Annotated in this window: 17 protein-coding genes; 3 read left to right on the top strand and 14 right to left on the bottom strand. The window is 47.3% G+C overall.

Annotated elements, in window-relative coordinates:
• Positions 1-53: 53 nt before the first annotated feature.
• The 13 genes from pstA to VBY75_RS10340 all read right to left on the bottom strand — a co-directional run bounded on the left by pstA (position 54) and on the right by VBY75_RS10340 (position 14481).
• Entirely contained in the window at positions 54-1709 is a 1656-nt protein-coding gene (pstA, locus tag VBY75_RS10280; RefSeq protein WP_416512355.1) for a phosphate ABC transporter permease PstA, read from the bottom strand.
• Between the two features lie 23 nt (positions 1710-1732).
• Positions 1733-3997, bottom strand: a complete 2265-nt coding sequence (locus VBY75_RS10285; protein ID WP_199494372.1) for an ABC transporter permease subunit — start codon at positions 3995-3997, stop codon at positions 1733-1735.
• Positions 3998-4158: 161 nt separating this feature from the next.
• Positions 4159-5136, bottom strand: a complete 978-nt coding sequence (locus VBY75_RS10290; protein WP_054491235.1) for a PstS family phosphate ABC transporter substrate-binding protein — start codon at positions 5134-5136, stop codon at positions 4159-4161.
• Positions 5137-5233: 97 nt separating this feature from the next.
• Complete coding sequence (gene phoR / locus VBY75_RS10295; protein ID WP_222235734.1) at positions 5234-6529, bottom strand: phosphate regulon sensor histidine kinase PhoR; 1296 nt, start codon at positions 6527-6529, stop codon at positions 5234-5236.
• A gap of 17 nt (positions 6530-6546) precedes the next feature.
• Positions 6547-7233, bottom strand: coding sequence for a phosphate regulon transcriptional regulator PhoB (gene phoB, locus VBY75_RS10300; protein WP_054491237.1), 687 nt, complete (start codon positions 7231-7233; stop codon positions 6547-6549).
• 94 nt (positions 7234-7327) lie between these two features.
• Positions 7328-8245, bottom strand: coding sequence for an AEC family transporter (locus VBY75_RS10305; protein WP_416512359.1), 918 nt, complete (start codon positions 8243-8245; stop codon positions 7328-7330).
• 88 nt (positions 8246-8333) lie between these two features.
• Positions 8334-9305 carry a porin gene (locus VBY75_RS10310; RefSeq protein WP_416512361.1) on the bottom strand — a complete coding sequence of 324 codons (972 nt, stop codon included), beginning with the start codon at positions 9303-9305 and terminating at the stop codon, positions 8334-8336.
• A 150-nt stretch (positions 9306-9455) separates the two neighbouring features.
• Complete coding sequence (locus VBY75_RS10315; RefSeq protein ID WP_416512363.1) at positions 9456-10712, bottom strand: tetratricopeptide repeat protein; 1257 nt, start codon at positions 10710-10712, stop codon at positions 9456-9458.
• Positions 10713-10723: 11 nt separating this feature from the next.
• On the bottom strand, positions 10724-11329 hold the full coding sequence (locus VBY75_RS10320) for an energy transducer TonB (protein ID WP_222237020.1): 606 nt from the start codon (positions 11327-11329) through the stop codon (positions 10724-10726).
• Between the two features lie 3 nt (positions 11330-11332).
• Positions 11333-11740 (bottom strand): ExbD/TolR family protein, encoded by a 408-nt coding sequence (locus tag VBY75_RS10325; protein WP_199494367.1) that lies wholly within the window; start codon positions 11738-11740, stop codon positions 11333-11335.
• 21 nt (positions 11741-11761) lie between these two features.
• On the bottom strand, positions 11762-12292 hold the full coding sequence (locus VBY75_RS10330) for a MotA/TolQ/ExbB proton channel family protein (protein ID WP_054491243.1): 531 nt from the start codon (positions 12290-12292) through the stop codon (positions 11762-11764).
• Positions 12293-12294: 2 nt separating this feature from the next.
• The gene (locus tag VBY75_RS10335; protein WP_416512366.1) at positions 12295-13674 is read right to left on the bottom strand and encodes a MotA/TolQ/ExbB proton channel family protein; all 1380 of its coding nucleotides are present in this window, start codon (positions 13672-13674) and stop codon (positions 12295-12297) included.
• A gap of 12 nt (positions 13675-13686) precedes the next feature.
• Positions 13687-14481, bottom strand: coding sequence for a DUF3450 domain-containing protein (locus VBY75_RS10340; protein ID WP_273023207.1), 795 nt, complete (start codon positions 14479-14481; stop codon positions 13687-13689).
• Positions 14482-14662: 181 nt separating this feature from the next.
• Between VBY75_RS10340 and VBY75_RS10345 the strand changes: the two genes are divergently transcribed.
• Positions 14663-16396: a sensor histidine kinase gene (locus VBY75_RS10345; RefSeq protein ID WP_222235740.1), complete on the top strand. Its 1734-nt coding sequence runs from the start codon at positions 14663-14665 to the stop codon at positions 16394-16396.
• Between the two features lie 71 nt (positions 16397-16467).
• A complete protein-coding gene (gene rdgC, locus VBY75_RS10350; protein WP_222235741.1) occupies positions 16468-17358 on the top strand; it encodes a recombination-associated protein RdgC in 891 nt (296 codons plus the stop codon).
• Here the strand turns inward: rdgC and VBY75_RS10355 are convergent.
• Positions 17355-18203: an HDOD domain-containing protein gene (locus VBY75_RS10355; protein WP_222235742.1), complete on the bottom strand. Its 849-nt coding sequence runs from the start codon at positions 18201-18203 to the stop codon at positions 17355-17357. The two genes, rdgC and VBY75_RS10355, sit on opposite strands and share 4 nt — an antisense overlap.
• Before the next feature lie 97 nt (positions 18204-18300).
• On the opposite strand from VBY75_RS10355, the gene VBY75_RS10360 reads away from it, so the two are divergent.
• Positions 18301-19953 carry a dipeptidyl-peptidase 3 family protein gene (locus VBY75_RS10360; protein WP_222235743.1) on the top strand — a complete coding sequence of 551 codons (1653 nt, stop codon included), beginning with the start codon at positions 18301-18303 and terminating at the stop codon, positions 19951-19953.
• Positions 19954-20041 lie beyond the last annotated feature (88 nt).

A 20041-nucleotide genomic window follows, 5' to 3' on the forward strand; every position in this document is an offset into this window, starting at 1 on the left:
AGACCTTTTCGCTAATTCATCAAAACTGTCGTGTTCAACTGTCGTGTTCAACATTAGTGCTCAAGTGAGCGGTATTTTTCACGTAAATGGTTACGCACACCAATCGCTGTTAAATTCAAGCCAACAATAATGGTGATCAGCAAGAATGACGTGGCGTAAACCAGCGGCCTGGCCGCTTCAACGTTGGGACTCTGGAAACCAACATCGTAAATGTGGAAGCCCAGGTGCATGAATTTTCTGTCCAGATGGAAGTAAGGGAAGTTCCCGTCCACCGGCAGCATAGGTGCCGATTTAACCACACCAACCAGCATCAGTGGCGCAACTTCACCTGCCGCCCTTGCAACCGCGAGAATCAGACCCGTCATAATAGCCGGTGATGCCATAGGCAGAACAATGCGCCAAATGGTTTCCCACTTCGTTGCGCCCAACGACAAGCTGCCTTCACGTAACGCCGGTGGAATGCGCGAAAGTCCTTCCTCGGTCGCAACAATCACCACGGGCAATGTCAATATAGCCAGAGTAACGGCAGACCATAAAACACCCGGCGTACCAAAAGTCGGATTTGGTAAGGCTTCGGGGTAGAAAATCTGGTCGAGGCTCCCACCCACCATATAAACAAAGAAACCTAAACCAAATACGCCATAAACAATCGACGGTACCCCGGCAAGGTTAATGACAGCAATACGGATTAATTTAGTGACCGCATTTTTGCCCGCGTATTCATGTAAATAGACGGCCGCAATAACACCAAACGGAGCGACAATAACGGACATTAACAGCACCATAAATACCGTGCCGAAAATGGCCGGGAACACCCCACCTTCGGTATTCGCTTCCCTGGGCGGTTCAGAAACAAACTTGCCAATTTGCTGGAAAAAATGCCCAAGCTTTGAGAAAAAGCCCATATCGTTAGGGAAGTTCACATCCAGTACGCGGTACATAGGCACTTTGACTTCTTCGCCGCGCATATCCCGCATAATTAAAGAGTCACGACCGGCTTCATCACGCAGTGCAAAAAGTTCTTTCTCGTATTCCAGGTACTCGGCCTGAAGCTCTTCGCGACGCTGCTCAATGTCGTTTATCGCTTCTTCAGTCAAGCTGCCGCTAAGCTCAAGGCCACGGCGTTGTAGGTTCAATTGCGTTAACTCATAGTTAATAGCACCAATTTCACCTTCCTGCAGTGCCATAGCCTGTTCATTCAGCTCAACGGCGCGCTCAACCCGCTTAAACAATTCATCTCGCAAGTCGCCATGTGTCGCAACACGTTCGCCTGCCTGCTCGATAGCAACTGGATAACCGTAGAAATTACCATCTTTGGTACGTTCAATAACCGCCAGACCAGCCGGTGTTTCATCGGAGCGGATGGCAGGACCAAGCACCCAGGCAAAATCCAAAGGTACGTACTCACGGTTACCAATTTTCATCAGGTAACGAGTCACTTCCTCGTCTTCGTAGCCATCCATGATGGTGCCCGAGTTACTGATTCGTGATGTTGGCACCGACTCGCTCTCATAGATTTCACCAATGAGCGTGCGTGTTGAACCGTCAGCCTGTTCAATAGACATTTCATGAATGGCGGCGGGCCAGAAAAACGACAGTCCACGCCAGCCAATCATTAATACCAGCCCGATAACCGCTATTAAGCTGATGCTAACTGAGCCGGCGGTTAACCAGATCCAGGGCTTTCCGGACTTAAACCATGTATTCATTGAATTAAACCTCTGTTCCGGAATTACATCGAGCTGTATTTGTCGCGCAGACGTTGGCGAACAAATTCAGCAATGGTGTTAAAGAAAAAGGTAAATACGAACAGCACAAAGGCTGCCAGGAACAAGATTCGGTAGTGTGAACTGCCAACCTCCGACTCCGGCATCTCGACCGCAATGTTTGCCGACAAGGTGCGCATACCTTCAAAAATGTTCCAGTCCATAATGGGTGTGTTACCGGTTGCCATCAGTACAATCATCGTCTCGCCTACGGCGCGTCCCAGCCCCATCATAACCGCTGAGAATATGCCCGGACTGGCGGTTAGCAGAACCACTTTAGTCAGGGTTTGCCATGGTGTAGCACCCAGCGCCAGCGAGCCGTTAGATAAATGCTTCGGCACACTGAATACCGCATCTTCTGCAATTGAGAAAATGGTTGGGATAACCGCAAAGCCCATCGCAATACCAACAACCAGGGAATTACGCTGATCGAAGGTAATACCCAGCTCATTGGTTAAATAGCCACGCACATTGCCATCGAACAACACTTGCTCAACCCAGGGACTAAGGCCAAACGATAACCAACCGACCAGAATAACAATAGGTATGAGCAGCAAAGCGGCTCGTCCATCGGTAACGGTGTTACGAATATGGGAAGGTAACCTCGACCATAAGAATGCCGTCAGTATTATCGCTGCCGGCACCAGCAGCAGCACGGCTATCAGGCCCGGAAGATACCTCTCAATTATCGGTGCCAGCCAAAGACCGGCCAAAAAGCCGAGAATAACCGTCGGTAAGGCTTCCATAATTTCAACGGTCGGCTTGACGTATTTACGCACCGACGGAGACATAAAGTACGCCGTGTAAACAGCAGCAGCCAAACCAATAGGCACAGCAAACAGCATTGCATATGCGGCTGCCTTGATGGTGCCAAAAGCAATAGGAACCAAACTGTATTTAGACTCAAAGTCATCGGAACCAGAGGTCGACTGCCAGGTGTAGTCGGGCTCAGGGTATCCCTCATACCAGACTTCCTGCCACATAGCGCTCCAGGTGACTTCAGGGTGTTCGTTCTTAATATCAAACACACTGAAGCGATCACCACTTTGCATAATGAGGTAGTTGGCTCGAGGGTCGACCATGACATGCTCTAAACTGGATTCAAGAGGGTTGCCCCGGTACAGGTCCGCCTCTGAAGTGGTATAGAATATGCCTAGCTGTCCGTTTTCTGAAACGGTGTAGAAAGTACGTCGATAATATTCAACTTCAACATCTTTAACCGGTGAGCCAGCATCAAATGAGCGAATATATTGATATTGCCGACCTTTATCTGTCGATACCTGGAACCACTGTGTTACCAGCCCGGTATCATGAGTCACTAAAATAGAACTTGCTCCGGCCAGTAAATAAAGACCCGTGGCATTACCCTGCTCACGCGCATTAACCAGCATTAATTCACGCTCACTTACCTGACCTGAAATTCCGACATCAAATACATGAATTCGGTTACCGCGACGCGCCATAACCTGACGTAAATCCGGAGTGACAATTAAGTCATCGATAGTACCGTTTAGTGTCACCTTATGAAAAACCGGCTTTAATGTCGTTTCGCCAGTCATAAAGTTTTCTTCTGCTGCGTACTTGGTAATAAGCAGATTATTGCCGCCCTGCACAGCAGCAAACATCATAGTGTCACCATCGCTCTCGTAAGCCAGTTTTTCTAAAGCCTGACCACTTTCATCGACAACTAATGGTTCGCCATTATTCAATACCTCCACACGCGGCGTTATCGTACGCTCAAGTGCGCCTGTCTGAGGGTCTTCAGCAAAAGACACTTTAAACTTAGGCTGAACCACCATCGCCGTACCATCGTTCAGACCGTATGCGTACTGCTTGTTGACCGGCAGTGTGCTGGCAAAGCTCGTTATTTTGTCATCAGAGACCACTTCTTTTGAGTCGATGATATCGCCGGCCTTACGCTTAACGATAGATTTATCGGCCAGCGCGAAGAACTCAAATTTCCCCGATTTCATTAGACGGTAACCAATTTCGGCCTGCTCCTCCATGCCAAGTGCTTCTACATCATCACTGTTTGGCAATGAAAAGCTCTGTTCCTCTTTTAAGGAAACCGACTCGAAAATAGGCTGAACAACATAAAGCAGATAGAAAAAGATAAGCAACAGCGCTACCAACACCATAATGCCACCTAAAGTGACACCATAGCGAGCGGCACGATCTTTAAAGAGTCGTCCCCGGTTAGCGGCTAATTGTTGAGCTGACAGTGATGCCATCAGAAACCTCAGGTTTGAATACGCGTTACTAAAATTCTGCAAATAGTTTAGTTGAAAAATATGACAGTATTGTTACACCACTGTCATATTTTCTTAATAATGCAGTAATAGTTATAAAAAAGCCGGTAGCAAGCTACCGGCAAAGCAGTCTCAGGGACAAATTAATCTAAGCCAAGCTTTTTCAATTCAGCTTCAACAACCGCTTTAGGCAGTCCAATGTAACCGTCTTTATTAACAATATCCTGACCTGTTTTTGACAAGATCATGCGCAGAAACTCACCTTCCGCTTTACCCAGTGGTTTCGTCGGATGCTTGTTCACATAAATATATAGGAAACGAGCTAATGGATATTGACCTGCCAACGCATTTTCAGCAGTTGCGCCGATAAACTCCTGACCTTCTGCTTTTGCGATAGGCACCGCTTTAACACCTGAGGTCACATAGCCGATGCCGGAATAACCAATGGCATTAATTGAGGTTGAAACTGACTGCACAACCGACGCTGAACCGGGCTGTTCATTCACGTTCGAGCGGAAGTCGCCGTCACACAGGCCAATTTCTTTAAAGTAACCATAGGTACCTGATACCGAGTTACGGCCGTAAAGCTGCAAGTCACGGTTAGTCCACTCACCTTCCATGCCCAGGTCACCCCAGCGATTAACCTGCTCGTTCAGGCCACATTTGCGGGTTGAGGAAAATATTGCGTCAACTTCCGGAATCGTCAGACCTTCAATTGGGTTGTCTTTATGCACAAAAACGGCCAAAGCATCGATAGCAACACGAACTGGCGTAGGTTTGTAACCATGGCGCTTTTCAAAAGACTCGATTTCTTTTGACTTCATTGCGCGGCTCATAGGACCGAAGTTTGACGTGCCTTCAGTTAAAGCCGGTGGAGCCGTTGAAGAACCTGCCGCCTGCACCTGAATGTTTACGCTTGGGTAGTTACGCTTAAACTCTTCACTCCAGAAGGTCACCATATTGGCCAGAGTGTCAGAACCCACTGAAGATAAGTTGCCGGATAAGCCACTTACTTTTTTGTATTCTGGTAAATCGTCAGTTGCCGCTGCCAATGTACTGAATGCCAGTGAGCCTGCAACAACTAAGCCTGTTAATGTCTTGTTCAAAGTAGATTGAAACATAGTGTATTCACCTCTAAGGGTTATTGAACTGTTTTCGAATTATGGCCAGTTTAAGACGCTTATGTGACAGCTTTATGACAATGTGAAAAATTTATGACTAATTCACTAAAAGTCCGCTCGGAATGCGAAATGAAAAGCGACTGCCTTTTTCTAGTGAACTATTAATATCCAACTGTGAGTTATGATGCTCTATTGCATGCTTAACAATAGAAAGGCCCAGCCCGGTTCCGCCACTGGCACTGTTACGATCATCCTCAACCCGGTAAAAACGTTCGGTCAGGCGAGGAAGGTGTTCAGCGGGTATGCCTTTACCATTGTCCGTGACGCTAAACTCCGCACCGCCGGCCACTCGTTTCCACGACACCGTAATGTTCCCGCCCTCTGGCGTATAATAAATAGCATTGGTTATCAGGTTCTGCATGGCACTGCGCAGAAGGTTTTCTTTACCGTAGATTCTGACAGGAGCCACCTGGAACTCAATAGTATGCTGCTTCGCTTCGTTTAAACGTTTGGCTTCAGCCTGCAGTTGTTCAAGCATAGCTGGCATATCCACTTCATGGTCGAATACGTCGTCACTGGGCGTTTCCATGCGTGACAACGTCAGCAACTGATCAACCAGGTTCGACATACGAGTACTTTGAGCATTCATGTTTTCAACGGCTTTTTTCAACATGGCCGGCGGCGTCTGCTGTGGGTCGTCCATCATTTCCAGATAGCCCTGCAGTACTGTCAATGGCGTCTTTAATTCATGCGATACATTGGCCACGAACTCCCGACGCAAATTCTCCAGCCGTTTCACCTGCGTCACATCACGCGCAACCAACAAGAACTGATCTTCGCTGTAAGGCATGATACGAATTTCAATATCCAGGCTTTCGCGTATTGGCGATGGTATTGTCAGCTCTTCTTCGAAGTTACCTTCGTTCAGGTAGGCATAGAATTCCGGGTGACGAATAAGGTTCGATAAACGTTGACCGGCATCGTCAGGCCAGCGCAGGCCAAAATAAAATTGGGCTAACTTATTGCTCCAAAGCAAAGCACCGTCAGCACGGAATACAATAGCGGCGTCGGGCAAGGCTTCCGCCGCTTCACGAAAACGCCGTAATAAACGCGCTAGAGCCTTACGTCTTTTTTGACTGCGTCGTTGCGACCGATAGATACCGTCGTAAATATAAGACCAGCTTCCCGGTGCAGAGGGCGGCATTAAAGTACGACTTTGCCAAAGCCACTTTATGAGCTTTTGCTGATAATAATAATGCCAGCAAACCAGCCCCAATAAGGCTAAAGTCGTTATTGGCCAGAACAGGTCAAATAACCAGCCAACAAATAAAAAAGGCAGCAAAAATAAAAGCAGATTGCTGAAAGACTGCCAATTAGAGTAGTTCCTGTCCATGCTAAATCAGCCTAAGCTTAACGACTTGAGAAACGATAACCGACTCCCCGCACCGTTTGAATCAAACGGTCATAACCATGCTCAGTCAGCGCTTTACGCAGGCGGCGAATATGCACGTCGACAGTTCTGTCTTCAACATAAACGTTGGTACCCCATACGTGATCAAGTAACTGCTCTCGACTGTAAACCCGCTCCGGGTGCGTCATAAAAAAGTGCAGTAATTTGAATTCCGTTGGCCCCATATCAATACCTTTATCATCGACTGAAATACGATGTGATACCGGATCAAGTTTCAGCCCTTCAACTTCCAGAGGCTCGTCCAGAACCGTTGGAGCAACGCGACGGAAAACAGCGCGCATACGAGCCATCAGTTCCTTCGGTGAAAACGGCTTGGTAATGTAGTCGTCAGCGCCAACTTCCAGCCCTTTGATTTTGTCCTCTTCCTCACCTCGTGCTGTCAGCATAATGATGGGAATATTACGGGTGAAATCATCGCTTTTTATTTTCTTTGCCAACTGCAGACCAGAACCGCCGGGAAGCATCCAGTCCAGCAACACCATGTCGGGGTATGGTTCAGCAATTTTACTAACAGCAGCATCGAAGTCATTGGCCTCTACAGCCTGATAACCGTGTTGTTCCATAACAAAGCTCAACATCTCACGAATGGGCGCTTCGTCTTCAACAATTAGAATTCTACGTGACATGCATTGGTTCCCTAATATGAACTGATGCTGCAATTATTACTAAAGAATATGACACTTTTATGAACCTGGACACATCTCTGTAAAATTTCTTATGTCATTGAGCAGAGAGCCACTGCAATAACTCGTAAACAATTGGAAGAGAAACAAAAGCAAACAGAATACCATAACCCACCATGGCGGCCGATAACCTTGGCGCCAGCCCTGCCATAATGGCCACTGCACCTGCCGTGATCATAGGTGGCATAGCACTTTCAAATACGGTTACCTGAACCAGCGTGCTTTCAAAACCAAAGCCGAACAATAAAGCAATTGTTAATGCCGGCATTAAGACCAATTTAGTTAACAAGCCAATGGTTAACGGTGTTTTACTGCCCTTGGGTAAACGAAATTTAAGCTGAAAACCAACGGCAATCATAATAACCGGCACTAAAGTTACCGCTAATGAGTCAATCAGCCGCTGAAAAGCTTCAGGGTAAGTGAAAGACTTAGTTAATAACGCAATAACCAGCGCAATAAATGGCGGGAAGGTCAAAATTTGCCGGGAAACACTGCCCACTGTCGGTTTTTCGTCCTGCTCACGATACAGGGCAATAACAATTGTCGAATAAATTGCTAAACCGAAAAAAGAGCCGAACTGATCGTACAATAACCCGTAAACAATAGCGTCACTGCCGTAAAAGGCTTCTATCATAGGGAAGCCAAAAAAGGACGTATTACCCAGCGGCACACAAATGAGTAATGCACCGACTACCTCTCTTGGCCACTTAAAAGCGCGACCCAGCAGCCATATAAAAACCGCACTGGCTATCAGTAAGACCCAGGGAATAACAACCGGGATCAGTAGCTCAGAGGAAAACTCCAGGGCCGGAACTTTGCTGAAAATAACACCGGGGAGTGCGGCATAAATAACGTAAAGGTTAAGAACTTGTGCGGTGTTATCCGGACACTTGCCGGTACGCTTAAGGATAAAACCAATAAGTAGGTAGAGCCCCAAGACTGCGAGGTTGATCATAGCGTACAGAAAGTTTGAGAGTGACCGCTATAGTGTAGCCTGACAGCCACTGTCAGGCTACTTTTGTGTTTACTTTAGGAGAAAGCGCTTACCAGGAAAAGTCGTGGCGAATGCCGACAGCAATAAAGTCCTGCTCTACGCCGGGGGTTGCACCACAACCACGGGTTGAATAAAGCGCGATGTCACATTCACGACCGGTGTACCAGGCGTAAACGCGGGTATCACCGCTAAAGAAGTAATCGGCTCCCACTGACAAAGAAGCGTCGTTATCATTGCCGTCATCAATAGCTTGATACTGCGCTTTAAACACCCAGTTTTGATACGGGTGTGCAGCACTTACCAGGTAGCCGTCGGAGTCGTTCGCACCGTTAATGGTTTCAAACTGCTGCAGAGCCACACCAACGCGTGTTTTACCAAACTTTGTCGCGCCGGTTAACTGAGTAATGTCATAACCATTAACGTCACGGTCAAACGCTAACGCTGCATAATAATTGGTTTTCTTCAGCTTGCTGTCACCGTAAAGCAGGCCAAATGAGAAGCCATCGTCTTCGTTGTCATTCTCTGACGCAATATAGGTGACACCCAGCTTAAAGTTGCTAAATGAAGGCGAGTAATAGGTCAGCGTGTTATCCGGGCGGTTTTCGCCACGGAACAAACTTTTAAGGTCAGCTTCATAGTCCTTAAACTCATCCACTGAACCTTGAGAATCTTTCAGAAAAGTATCGTACCGGCCAATCATGACCTCACCGAAATTACCGCGTAAGCCAACAACCTGGTTACGGTTTGTAACAGCGTCTTTATCATCGTCTGAGTCAGCAAGGTCGACACCAAACTCAATTTGGTAAAAAACCTCTAAGTCAGATTCCAGCTCAGCGGCGCCTTTAAAGCCAAAGCGCGACGAGTTACTGACAACTTCAGTATCCGCCCCATTACCATAGTCATTGCTTTGCAAAGACACATTCGCGCGACCGTAAACCGTTAAACTGTCGTCATCATTAGCAAAAGTGGAAAAACTGGCTGCAGTAGCAGCAATTAATAGCGGAACCGAGTACCTTTTCATAGTCATCCTCACGAGGTCTAAACTGGAACTGTCTAAATTTTACGCACATTATAGTGCCCGCAAAATTTATTGCAGTTATTTTTCTGTCGTGAGTCAATTCTATGTCCTTTTTATGACATAAATATGACAGATGAAGGTTTTATTTAAGATTTATTTCAGTTTTGCTAATTGCTGCTGTTGCTTAAGCTGACTTTTGGCGTATTTAAGCCACTGCTGTGCCGACTGTTCAGTTGCCTGATAACCTAAAGCCTGTTCAAAATGCGACGTTGCCTGTTCGTAGCGCTTTAAATTCAGCGACGCCATACCTTTTATCAAGTAAAGGTTGCCTTCGTTGTCCAGTTTTCCTTTACTGAGAGCGCTTTCCGCACTTTCCAGAGCTTTATCGTTATTGTTCAGAGTTAAGTGCAACTGGGCAACCTGCAGCGCAAAGTTCCCGTGCCCAACCTTACCGGAAAGCTCGTTGTAGGCTTCAATTGCGAGTTCATATTCTTTCGCCTGAGTATAAGCCTGAGCCATAAATTTCAGATTATCTACTGACTTTTCAACCTGACCGTCAGACATTGCCTGGTGGATAGTTTCAGCGGCTTTATACGGCAACTCGTTAAAATAGTAAGCCTGCGCCAGTTGCTTCCACTCACTGCCTCTTTCAATAAAGCCTTGCTGCCGCGCTGCTTCTAAAACGGCTAACTGCTTGTCATCCTGCTCTAACTGAGCATAAACACCGGCAAGCTGTAACCAATATTCCGGCTTGCTATAGTCCGCAACCAAACGCTCCATCACTTTAGCAACCTGTTTGGGCTGTTCTAGTTCGTAATGCAGCGCACGCTTTAAAATCAGCCAGTTCTCATCGGGTGTTTTATTTTTCGAGTCTGCGGCGGCTATGGCTTTATCAATGAATGGCAAGGCTTCCTGATGCTTATCGGCCTGGTAATAGGCTTGCGCTTTTAACACCCAGGCTTTACTCATCTCGTTCTCTTTCGCTAGACCTTCCCACTGCCCCAAAAAGCCAATTGCGCGTTGGAACTGACCGTCACTTAAAGCCAACTGAGCCAGGCTGTAGAGTGTGCTTTTCTGTAAAGACTCGGGAATAGGCGTCTCATTCACTACCTTTTCAAAGTGGTTAATGGCTTGTTTGGTATTGCCCTGCTCGTAATACATAAAGCCATAAAAGTTCCACATCATGGCGCGCTCATAGCTGTTCATGCTGTCCGCTTTTTCCGCTACCTCGCCCAGTATTGATAAGCCTTGCGTAAGGTTACCATTGTCCGCCTGCTCCTGCGCCCGGGCTAGCTGTCCGTAAACTTTTTCGCGCAACGCCGGAACACGCTCTGTCTGTTGAGCCTGAGCCGGATGCACAAATAACAACCAAACACTGCAAACCGCTAACGCCAGAAATTGTAATTTCATAAGTCACCCATTCAGTTCATTTCAAAGGTCATGCGGTTACGAACGCCGGCCACTTCAACGGCTTCGCCATCAATAACCCGGGGTTTGTATTTGAACTTCAGCACGGCATCCATGGCAGCCTGATCAAAAATACCTTCCGGTTCCGCCTCTACAACAACCGGGTCTCGTACTGACCCCTGCTTTGTCACTGTGAACTCAACCACCACATAGCCCTCGATGCCACGTTGCAAGGCTCTGCGAGGATAAGCAGCCTGTACCTTAACGATAGGTAAATACTCACCGTCACTTGCCTGCAGCGACATACCATTTCCAATATCTCCGCCAGCATCCATGTTGGCAGAAAAGTCATAACCTGAACCGCTGTCAGAATCGGCAATGTCGTTATTCATTTGCGGCTGCGGTAAGTCTTCAGGCGGCTGTTCAGGCTCTGGAGGACGCTCGGGCTTGCGCTCTTTTTCCTGCACCTCTTCGGGTTCCGGCGTACGCACAAAGTCCAGTACGCTACCGCGCGGAGGCTCGCTCATGGCACCTTCACCACCACTGATTAACGATTGCATCAGGTAGAACAAGCCTATGGTGACAAATGCCGCAACCAATAGTGCTGCCAGGAATCTCATCATTTAGTCTTCATCCGTTGCTACAGAAACATCGTAAACACCTGCTGATCGGGCCGCGTCCATCACCTTAATCAGCACTCGGGTGTTTGACTCTTCATCGGCCTGGATAACAACAGAACCTTGAGGGTTTTCCGCATACAAACGTTCAATGTTGGCTTGTACCGCTCTTACGTCCACCTGTCGTTTGTCTATCCAAATTTCATTGTTTTCACTTATTGCAATGAGAATGTTCGCGCGATCTTTCTGTACCGCAGTCGCGGCATCCGGACGGTTAACATCAATTCCGGCTTCCTTCACAAAAGACGCGGTGACAATGAAGAAGATCAACATAATGAACACCACGTCGAGCATCGGCGTCATATCAATAGCGCTTTCTTCTTCTTCAATTAAATTGGCAAAATGCTGCTTCATAATCTTGTCCTCAACGTCACCTTAGTGACGTTCCAATAAAATTTTATCTTCCAGCTTCATGCGCTCCCGACGTGTGGTTCGTTGCAACCAGGTTGCTGCGAACACGCCGGACAAAGCCCCCACCATGCCAGCCATGGTCGGAATTGTGGCCTTAGAAACACCTGATGCCATTGAACGTGCGCTACCGGTTCCGGTGACAGCCATTACGTCAAACACTTCTATCATGCCGGTTACCGTACCCATCAGCCCCAGCAAGGGGCAAAGAGCAACCAGCGCTTTAATAACCGGTAAGTTGCCGCCAAGCGCTAAACTGGCTCGCGAGATCATTGCCTGGCGAATTTGTTCGGCATTCCACGACGACTTGTCTTCACGCTGCTGCCAGCGTTTTAGCGTGTCTTTAACGCGAGCACGGTGTCCTTTCAGATAGTAAAAAATGCGTTCAAGAATCATCAGCCACATGGTGAAGATGAGAATACCGATGACCAGCAGCACTTGTCCGCCGGCCTCGATGAAGTCTCTAATCGCATTACTGAATTCAATGAGGAATAACACGGTTACTCTCCTCGCTCAGACCGCTCCGCAATAATGCCGGATGCTTGTTCCTGCAATATATGAATCAGGTTCTTACTACGGGTGTGTAAGGTGGCAAATAATAAGGTCATAGGAATCGCAACCACCAGACCCAGCACCGTTGTTACCAGGGCCTGCGATATACCGCCTGCCATCAGTTTCGGGTCACCGGTGCCAAACAGTGTTATCGCCTGGAAGGTGTTGATCATGCCGGTTACCGTTCCTAACAGACCCATCAGCGGTGCAACCACAGAGATGATCTTTATAAACGTCAGGTTACGAGTGATTTTCGGCACTTCCCGCAAAATGCCTTCACTGAGCTTCAGTTCAAGCGTTTCTGTATCCGCCTGTGGGTACTTGTCTTTAATCAGCATGACGCGACCGAGCGGGTTATCATTGCTTGGCTTGTCTTTCTTAAGCTGACGTTTAACTTTGTTACCCAGCAGCATCAGTGATACAAAGCGTTCTAAGGCAAACAGCAGGCCAATCGCGCCCAACGCCAGAATGATGTAACCAACCGTACCGCCCTGGTCGATGCGCTCACCTAAACTCGGTGCCTGAACCAGTAAACCAAGAATAGAGCCGCCTGTAGGGTCCAGACCAAAGGTCACAACGCCGCTGTCGGTTTGCTGAATATCTTCCGCAGTGTTCAGATAACGACCCGAAGGTTGACGCACCAGCTCAGCAACCGAGCCCGTTGAGCTCATGCGCTCCAGATACTTACCGTTTGAAACCAGGTTAAAAGCACCAACACGAACCACGTCCTGCTCGGCTTTGTCACCATTAGCAGCCGTTACTTCGGTGGTGAATTCTGCCACTTTGCCCGACTCTGTCATTTCCTGTTGCAGAGCAAACCAGACACTCTCAATGTCCTCAATTGACGCCAGCTTAGAAGACGACCCCATACGTTCAGCAAGCTCGTCTAACTGCTCAGCCCGGCCCGGATACTGCGCCGAAATAACCGAATTATTAAAGTTACTGGATGCATCATTGGCAACCTGCTGCAGCACACCAAACAGCTCTTTTAGTGAGCCCATGCGCTGCGTTAAGGTGTCGCTCAAGTTACCCAAGTCGACTTCATTCTGCTCGAACTGAGTTTCCAGATTTTCAGCTCGCTGCTCTAAACGGTTACGCTCAGCAATAGCGTCAGCCAGCATGGCTTTTTGCTCTTGCTCTTTTTCACGGAAACGCTGTTCGCGCTCTTTATTACTTTCCGACTGAGAAAACTTACCCTGCTGTAACTGCTGTAACAGTTCATCTAAGTTAATCGGGTCCTGAGGGACAGGAGCTGCCAACGCCGTAACAGAAGCACATGCCAATACCGTTACTGAAAACCATTTTGCGATACGCTGTATTAAATTCATGGTTATTACTCCTTATTGACCGGCGCTGTTTTGGGTAGAACTGTTTGATTTATTTGCAAACAGCGGCATCATCAGTAAGTCAGGTGCTAACTGCTTTCTGGCTATGCGAATCGCTTCGTCTACGGCAGGTAGGTGCTTACTGTCCAGCTCTTGCCAACTGCGCTGCTCCTGGTTCCAAATACCTAAGTGCTGACCGTCACGCGTTTTATAAATCAATGCCACACGACCAATGCGGAGGTAGGTAACATCCTGCTGCTGACCGTTAATTTCATGTTCTGCGGTATAGGCTTCAATATTTCGGCCATAATCAGCTTCTATCTGATAAGCCTCCATGACCCGGCGGAACTTCTCCGAAACGTCAACATTCGCGCGTTCCATAAGGTCATTCAGTTGTTGTAACCGCTCACTGCGCTCGGTTTGCAAAAATGGCACATCTAATTCAACAAAAGACTCAAGGGAGTCAATCATTCTCAACATCAGAGGAGTAATTTGACGCTCGACATAGCTGACCTGATCAATAGAATTATTGATGTCCTGCTTTTCACTTTCCTGGCTGCTGATTTGCTGCTCAACTTGGGTGGTATAAACTTTTAAGCCATCAATTTCTTTCATGATGCGTTTATACTGTTGCAGCCGCTCCTGCATATCGTCTGAGATTTGATCGATGGTAAGCTGCGACTTACGGGCTGACTCGTTGATGGATGAAGCACCCTCAACCACAGGCTCAAGTTTATCTTCCTGTGAATAAGCAGGAGCAACAGCTAAGGCAACGGCAACTAAAACGCCAGCAGAAGTAATTAACTTCATAAATTATGACCTTTGTGAATTAATTTGTGGCGACTTTAGTGACTTTTCGTGACAGCTTAATGACCGAAAAATGTCATTTTTATGTCAATGGCTTTATTTAGGATGAGCGGATTGCTTTATTGCGTTATTCTGGCCAATGAATTAGTTTATCCCTATCTGTTCAATTCGTTGACATCTGTCTATGGCAATCAAAAGCATTTCTTCCTCGCTGCTTACCCGGGTATTATCCGTTTACTTCGTGCTGACACTGATAGTAACTGCGGTGCAGATAGGGGCGGAGTACTTCGATACCAAGCGTGTATTGATTGCTGAACTTCAGAACCAACAAAGTACCTTCAATGGTTCACTTACGCGCTCGTTGTGGGAGTTCAATAGCAACCAAATTGATACCATCGCCGACGGACTTATCAGCATTCCCGCCATAGCCGGGGTACTTATCCGCGACGACGCCGGAAATATCCTGGTCCAGCTGGGCGAAACCACAGAAATGAGTGATTTACCGGACGATAATAGCGAAGGTATGTTACTTCCGGAACGCGAAGGCATTTTCGGTTACTACGATTCATTAATCTTCGAGTTTTCCGGTCACTCCACCAAAGTCGGCGACGTCAGTCTGTTCTCGACGCGCGATATTGCGATTGATCGCATAAAAGTCAGCCTTGGCTTTATTATCGGTAATGCCATTATTAAAAGTACCTTCCTTATTGTGCTTTTTACCATTGCCTTTAACCGTATGTTAAGCCGCCCGTTAAGTGATTTAACTCAGCAGATTAAAGGGTTCCGGCTGGATAATCTGGAGCGTTCAAGAATTCGTCTGAACGACCAGCACAACAACGAGTTGGTGTTAGTTGAGCAGGCCTACAACCAGTTACTCGACAATATCGAGGAATACCAGGCAGACCTGGACCGGACCCAAAAGAAGCTCAAAGCAGCTAACCGCCAGCTGGATGAACAAAACGCCATACTTGAACAGGAAGTGGCACGCAAAACATCACGTTTAAGTCAGGTTATGCTGGACCTGGAGCAACGGAAAAACGAACTGGAAATGCGCCAGGACAAACTGGAGCGCGAAGTGGGTCAGCGCCGTGCCATTGAAAATACCTTACGTCAGTCGAACCAACGCTTAGAGTCTTCACTGAACCATTTACGGGAAACACAGCAGCAATTAATTGAATCAGAAAAAATGGCTTCATTGGGCGGTCTGGTGGCCGGTATTACTCACGACGTAAACACCCCCATTGGCATTAGTGTCACGGCTTCATCTTACTTACGGGAAAAGCTCGACACACTGGACCAGTCACTGCTTAATAAAGAGCTGACTCAGGCACAATTGAAGAAGTTTATTGAAGAAGGCCGTGAAAGCCTTAACTTACTGGACAATAACCTGCACCGCGCATCTGATCTTATCAGCAGCTTTAAGCAGGTGGCCGTCGATCAGGCATCTGACGCCATCCGCGATATTAACCTGAAAAGTTATATCGAAGATCTGGTCCAGTCATTACAGCCTCATTTGAAGAAAACCAACCATCAGGTGCAACTTGAATGCGCCGATGACATTTTTATACGTTGCCCTGCAGGGGCTTTATCACAGATATTCACCAACTTGATTCTTAACTCATTACGCCATGCTTTCGACGGCATCAATAACGGCGTTATGACCATTTCGATTAAGCTCGATGGTGAAACACTTCAGGTGCGCTACTCAGATACCGGCAACGGCTTATCTCAGGACCAGCTCAGCCGTCTGTTTGACCCCTTCTTTACCACCAAACGGGACCAGGGTGGCAGCGGACTGGGTACGCATATTGTCAGAAACCTGGTAACCCAGACTCTGTCCGGCGAAATTAGAGCCGAGAGCGAACCCGGTGACGGTTTAAGCTATTTCTTTTCGTTTCCTGTACAGGTTTTAAACTGACAGACCTCCCTTAACGGGATACAATCCGCTGTTATCTTTCTTTACTATGTTGCGACAGGAACAGCTTATCTATGTGGTTTAAAAATCTTCGGTTTTACCAATTCAGCGAAACCTTTTCATTACCCGATGACTTCTCTGAACAGCTAGCGGAGCACAGCTTTCACCCCTGTTCGCGCTCCGATCAGAGCTCATTCGGCTGGACTTCCCCTTTTGGTGCGGACAACGAAGTACTGACCCACAGCCTGGGTAACTGCTGGCTGCTTTGTGCAAAACGTGAAGAAAAAGTTCTGCCAAGCACAGTGGTCAACGCACAGCTGGATGAAAAAGTTCGCCAGATTAGTGAAGTTGAAGGCCGTTCGGTACCACGTAAAGAAAAACAGAATTTAAAAGAAGATTTAATTCACCAGCTTTTACCACAGGCGTTTAGTCGTTTTCGTCAAAGTTGGGGTTATATTGACCTCGACCGTCAAATTATTGCGATTGATGAATCTGCAGCCAACAAAGCCGAAGACTTTTTAGGGTTACTGCGCTCTTCTGTAGGCTCTTTACCTGTGCGTCCGGTAAGCCCCGGCGATGCCGTTGAAACTTACCTGACTCACTGGCTGCAAAGCACAGACTTACCAAACCCTTTTGAGTTTGGTGACGAGGCCGAGCTACGTTCCCCGCAGGCCGATGGCGGCATCATTCGTTGTAAACAGGAAGACTTAACCCGCGAAGACATTCAGGCGCACTTAGCCGGCGGCAAACAGGTGACTCGCTTAGGTTTGGTTTGGCAGGAAAACTTAGAGTTTATTATCGAGTCTGACATGGCCCTTAAACGAGTTAAGCCCACGGATCGTCTGCTTGACGCCAAAGATGATTTAGTGGATCCAAGCCCGGAAGAGAAAATTGATGCCGACTTCGCCTTAGTGAGTGCAGAAGCCGGACTTCTATTTGATGATTTAAAACGAGCCTTTGGTTAAGACAGTAACTCCAGCATTTGGCGGTAGGAATCCTGAACCGATTCCTGCTGCCAAAAATCATCCGTTTTAATAACTCCTCGCATTTGATACTCAACAACAGTCACACTGTTTTTATTGGGTTTGGCATTACCGGTCAATAAGCTCGCTAAATGGACAATATCGCAGTAGTTCACCGTTATCGCATCGTCTAATTCCATCCGGCCTTTGTAAAAATGCAACGGCACCTGCACCAAGTTGGGCGTGAACTGCCAATAACGCAGAATATTACTGCCTAATGCAGAACTGAATTGAGTAATACATTCGTTAATAAACGACGGATTCGCGAAACTGTCTTCAAACTCGTTGGCCATGCGCAAAATTGGGGCAACACCAATGCGTGAAATCATCCCGGCTAACAAAGACACATCCTGATGTAACCGATGACCGATTCCCCGCCGTTGAAGATCCTGAGTGATAACGACCGAGGCTGCGGCTATTTCACGGCTTTCGTTAATAAACTGCTCAGAAAACATTTTTACGATGTCATTATCGGGTTTAAATACCTGTTCCATCGCCATTGCCAGTGCCAGAGTACGAATACGCCGCATGCCGATACGGGTCAACGCCTGCATCAAACTCTCAGCCTTATTTCTTCCGCCCAGATAAGCACTGTTTGCCAGACGAATCAGGCGGGCACTCAATACGGTATCTTGCTGGATAATATGACTAAGATCGTGCAGGTTACAATCTGGGTCCATGGTTGCGTTACGCACTTGCTCTGCTGTTTCAGGTAAGCCCGGAAGCTTGAGCTCATCGCGCTTAAGTCGCTCGTCAATTAGCAGATATAACGCATTTTGCGATGACATTTTAAGTCCTTATTATTATGGTTTTCTTGCTTCTCAAAAAGCTTGGAAGTAGATTAACAGAACTTGCCAACAACACAATTTATACAAAAGTCATATTATGAAAAAAACACTGTTTAGTTTAGCCCCACTGGCGCTGATTTTAATGGGCTGCAGCGAGCCTGAGCCAGCCGATAAAAAATCAATTGAGAATTACGAATTAGTTGCTGAAGCTGAACAACGGCTTGATATTTATACACCTTATCAGCTCAAGACCGACTTATCGCACTTGTCAGACGACCAGAAAAAGATGGTCAGTTTACTCATAGATGCGTCGGAAATTATGGACAACCTGTTCTGGCGACAAGCTTTTCCCGGAAATAAAGAAAGCCTTTTAAGCAGTGTTGAAGGTGACGTACGAGATTTTACCGCCATTAACTACGGCCCCTGGGATCGCCTCAATAACAACAAACCTTTCTTGACCGGTTTTGAGGAAAAACCTGAAGGAGCGAATTTTTACCCGGCTGATATGAGCAAAACTGAATTTGAAAATGCAGACCTTGCTGACAAAGACAGTCTATACACGTTGTTGCGCCGTGATGAGCAAGGTGAATTGATTACCGTACCCTATTCAGAAGCTTTTAAAGATTCATTAACCAGAGCCTCAGACATACTCCTTGAAGCCGCAGATTTGGCAGAGAGTCAGGCGTTCGCTAAATATTTGCGTCTGCGCGCCGAAGCTTTTTTAAGTAATGAATACCAGCCATCAGATATGGCCTGGATGGAAATGACCGATAACGATGTTGATGTGGTTATTGGCCCTATCGAAAACTACGAAGACCATCTGTACGGTTACAAAACGGCGTTTGAGTCTTATGTTTTGATAAAAGATAAAGCATGGAGCGAGCGCTTAGCGAAATACGCTGAGTATTTACCGCAATTACAGGAAGGCTTGCCCGTTGAGCCGGCTTATAAAGCAGAAATGCCGGGCGCCAATGCTCAGCTAAATGCCTACGACGCGGTTTACTATGCCGGTCACTCCAATGCAGGCAGTAAGACCATTGCCATAAACCTGCCTAACGACGAAGAAGTTCAACTGGAAAAAGGCACTCGCCGCTTACAGCTGAAAAACGCCATGCAGGCTAAGTTCGATAAAATTCTGGTGCCTATTGCTGAGCAGTTAATTGTACCGGAGCAGCGTGAGAACATTACGTTTAATGCCTTTTTCGCGAACACCATGTTCCACGAAGTAGCACACGGCCTGGGTATTAAAAACACACTGAATGACAAAGGCACCGTGCGTTCGGCATTGAAAGAGCACGCTTCTGCGCTGGAAGAAGGTAAAGCTGATATTCTGGGGCTTTACATGGTAACGCAGTTGTTTGAACAAGGCGTTCTAGCCGAAGGTGAGCTGGAAGACTATTACACCACCTTTATGGCCAGCATTTTCCGCTCGGTGCGTTTTGGTGCATCCAGTGCCCACGGCAAAGCCAACATGATTCGTTTCAACTACTTTGCCGATGAAGGCGCCTTCAAGCGCAATGAAAAAGGCCAATACGCCATTGATATGGACAAAATGCGTGCCGCTATGAACAGCCTTTCAGAAAAAATTCTGACCCTGCAAGGCGACGGTGACTACAACGGTGTGGCTGAACTGGTTGCAACCTTAGGCGTTGTCAGCCCACAGCTAAAAGCCGACCTCGATAAACTCGCCGACGCCGGCATCCCCGTTGACGTCACTTTCAAACAAGGCAAAGACGTGCTAGGGCTATAGGGCAGGTTGTCACTTGCTTCGCTTGAACATTGAGCCCCCTGTGACGGAGACGCTACAAGTTCATCCATGAACGCTTGACGAAGGCCAT

Source organism: Idiomarina sp. HB (genome assembly GCF_048059115.1).
Lineage (GTDB): Bacteria > Pseudomonadota > Gammaproteobacteria > Enterobacterales > Alteromonadaceae > Idiomarina > Idiomarina abyssalis.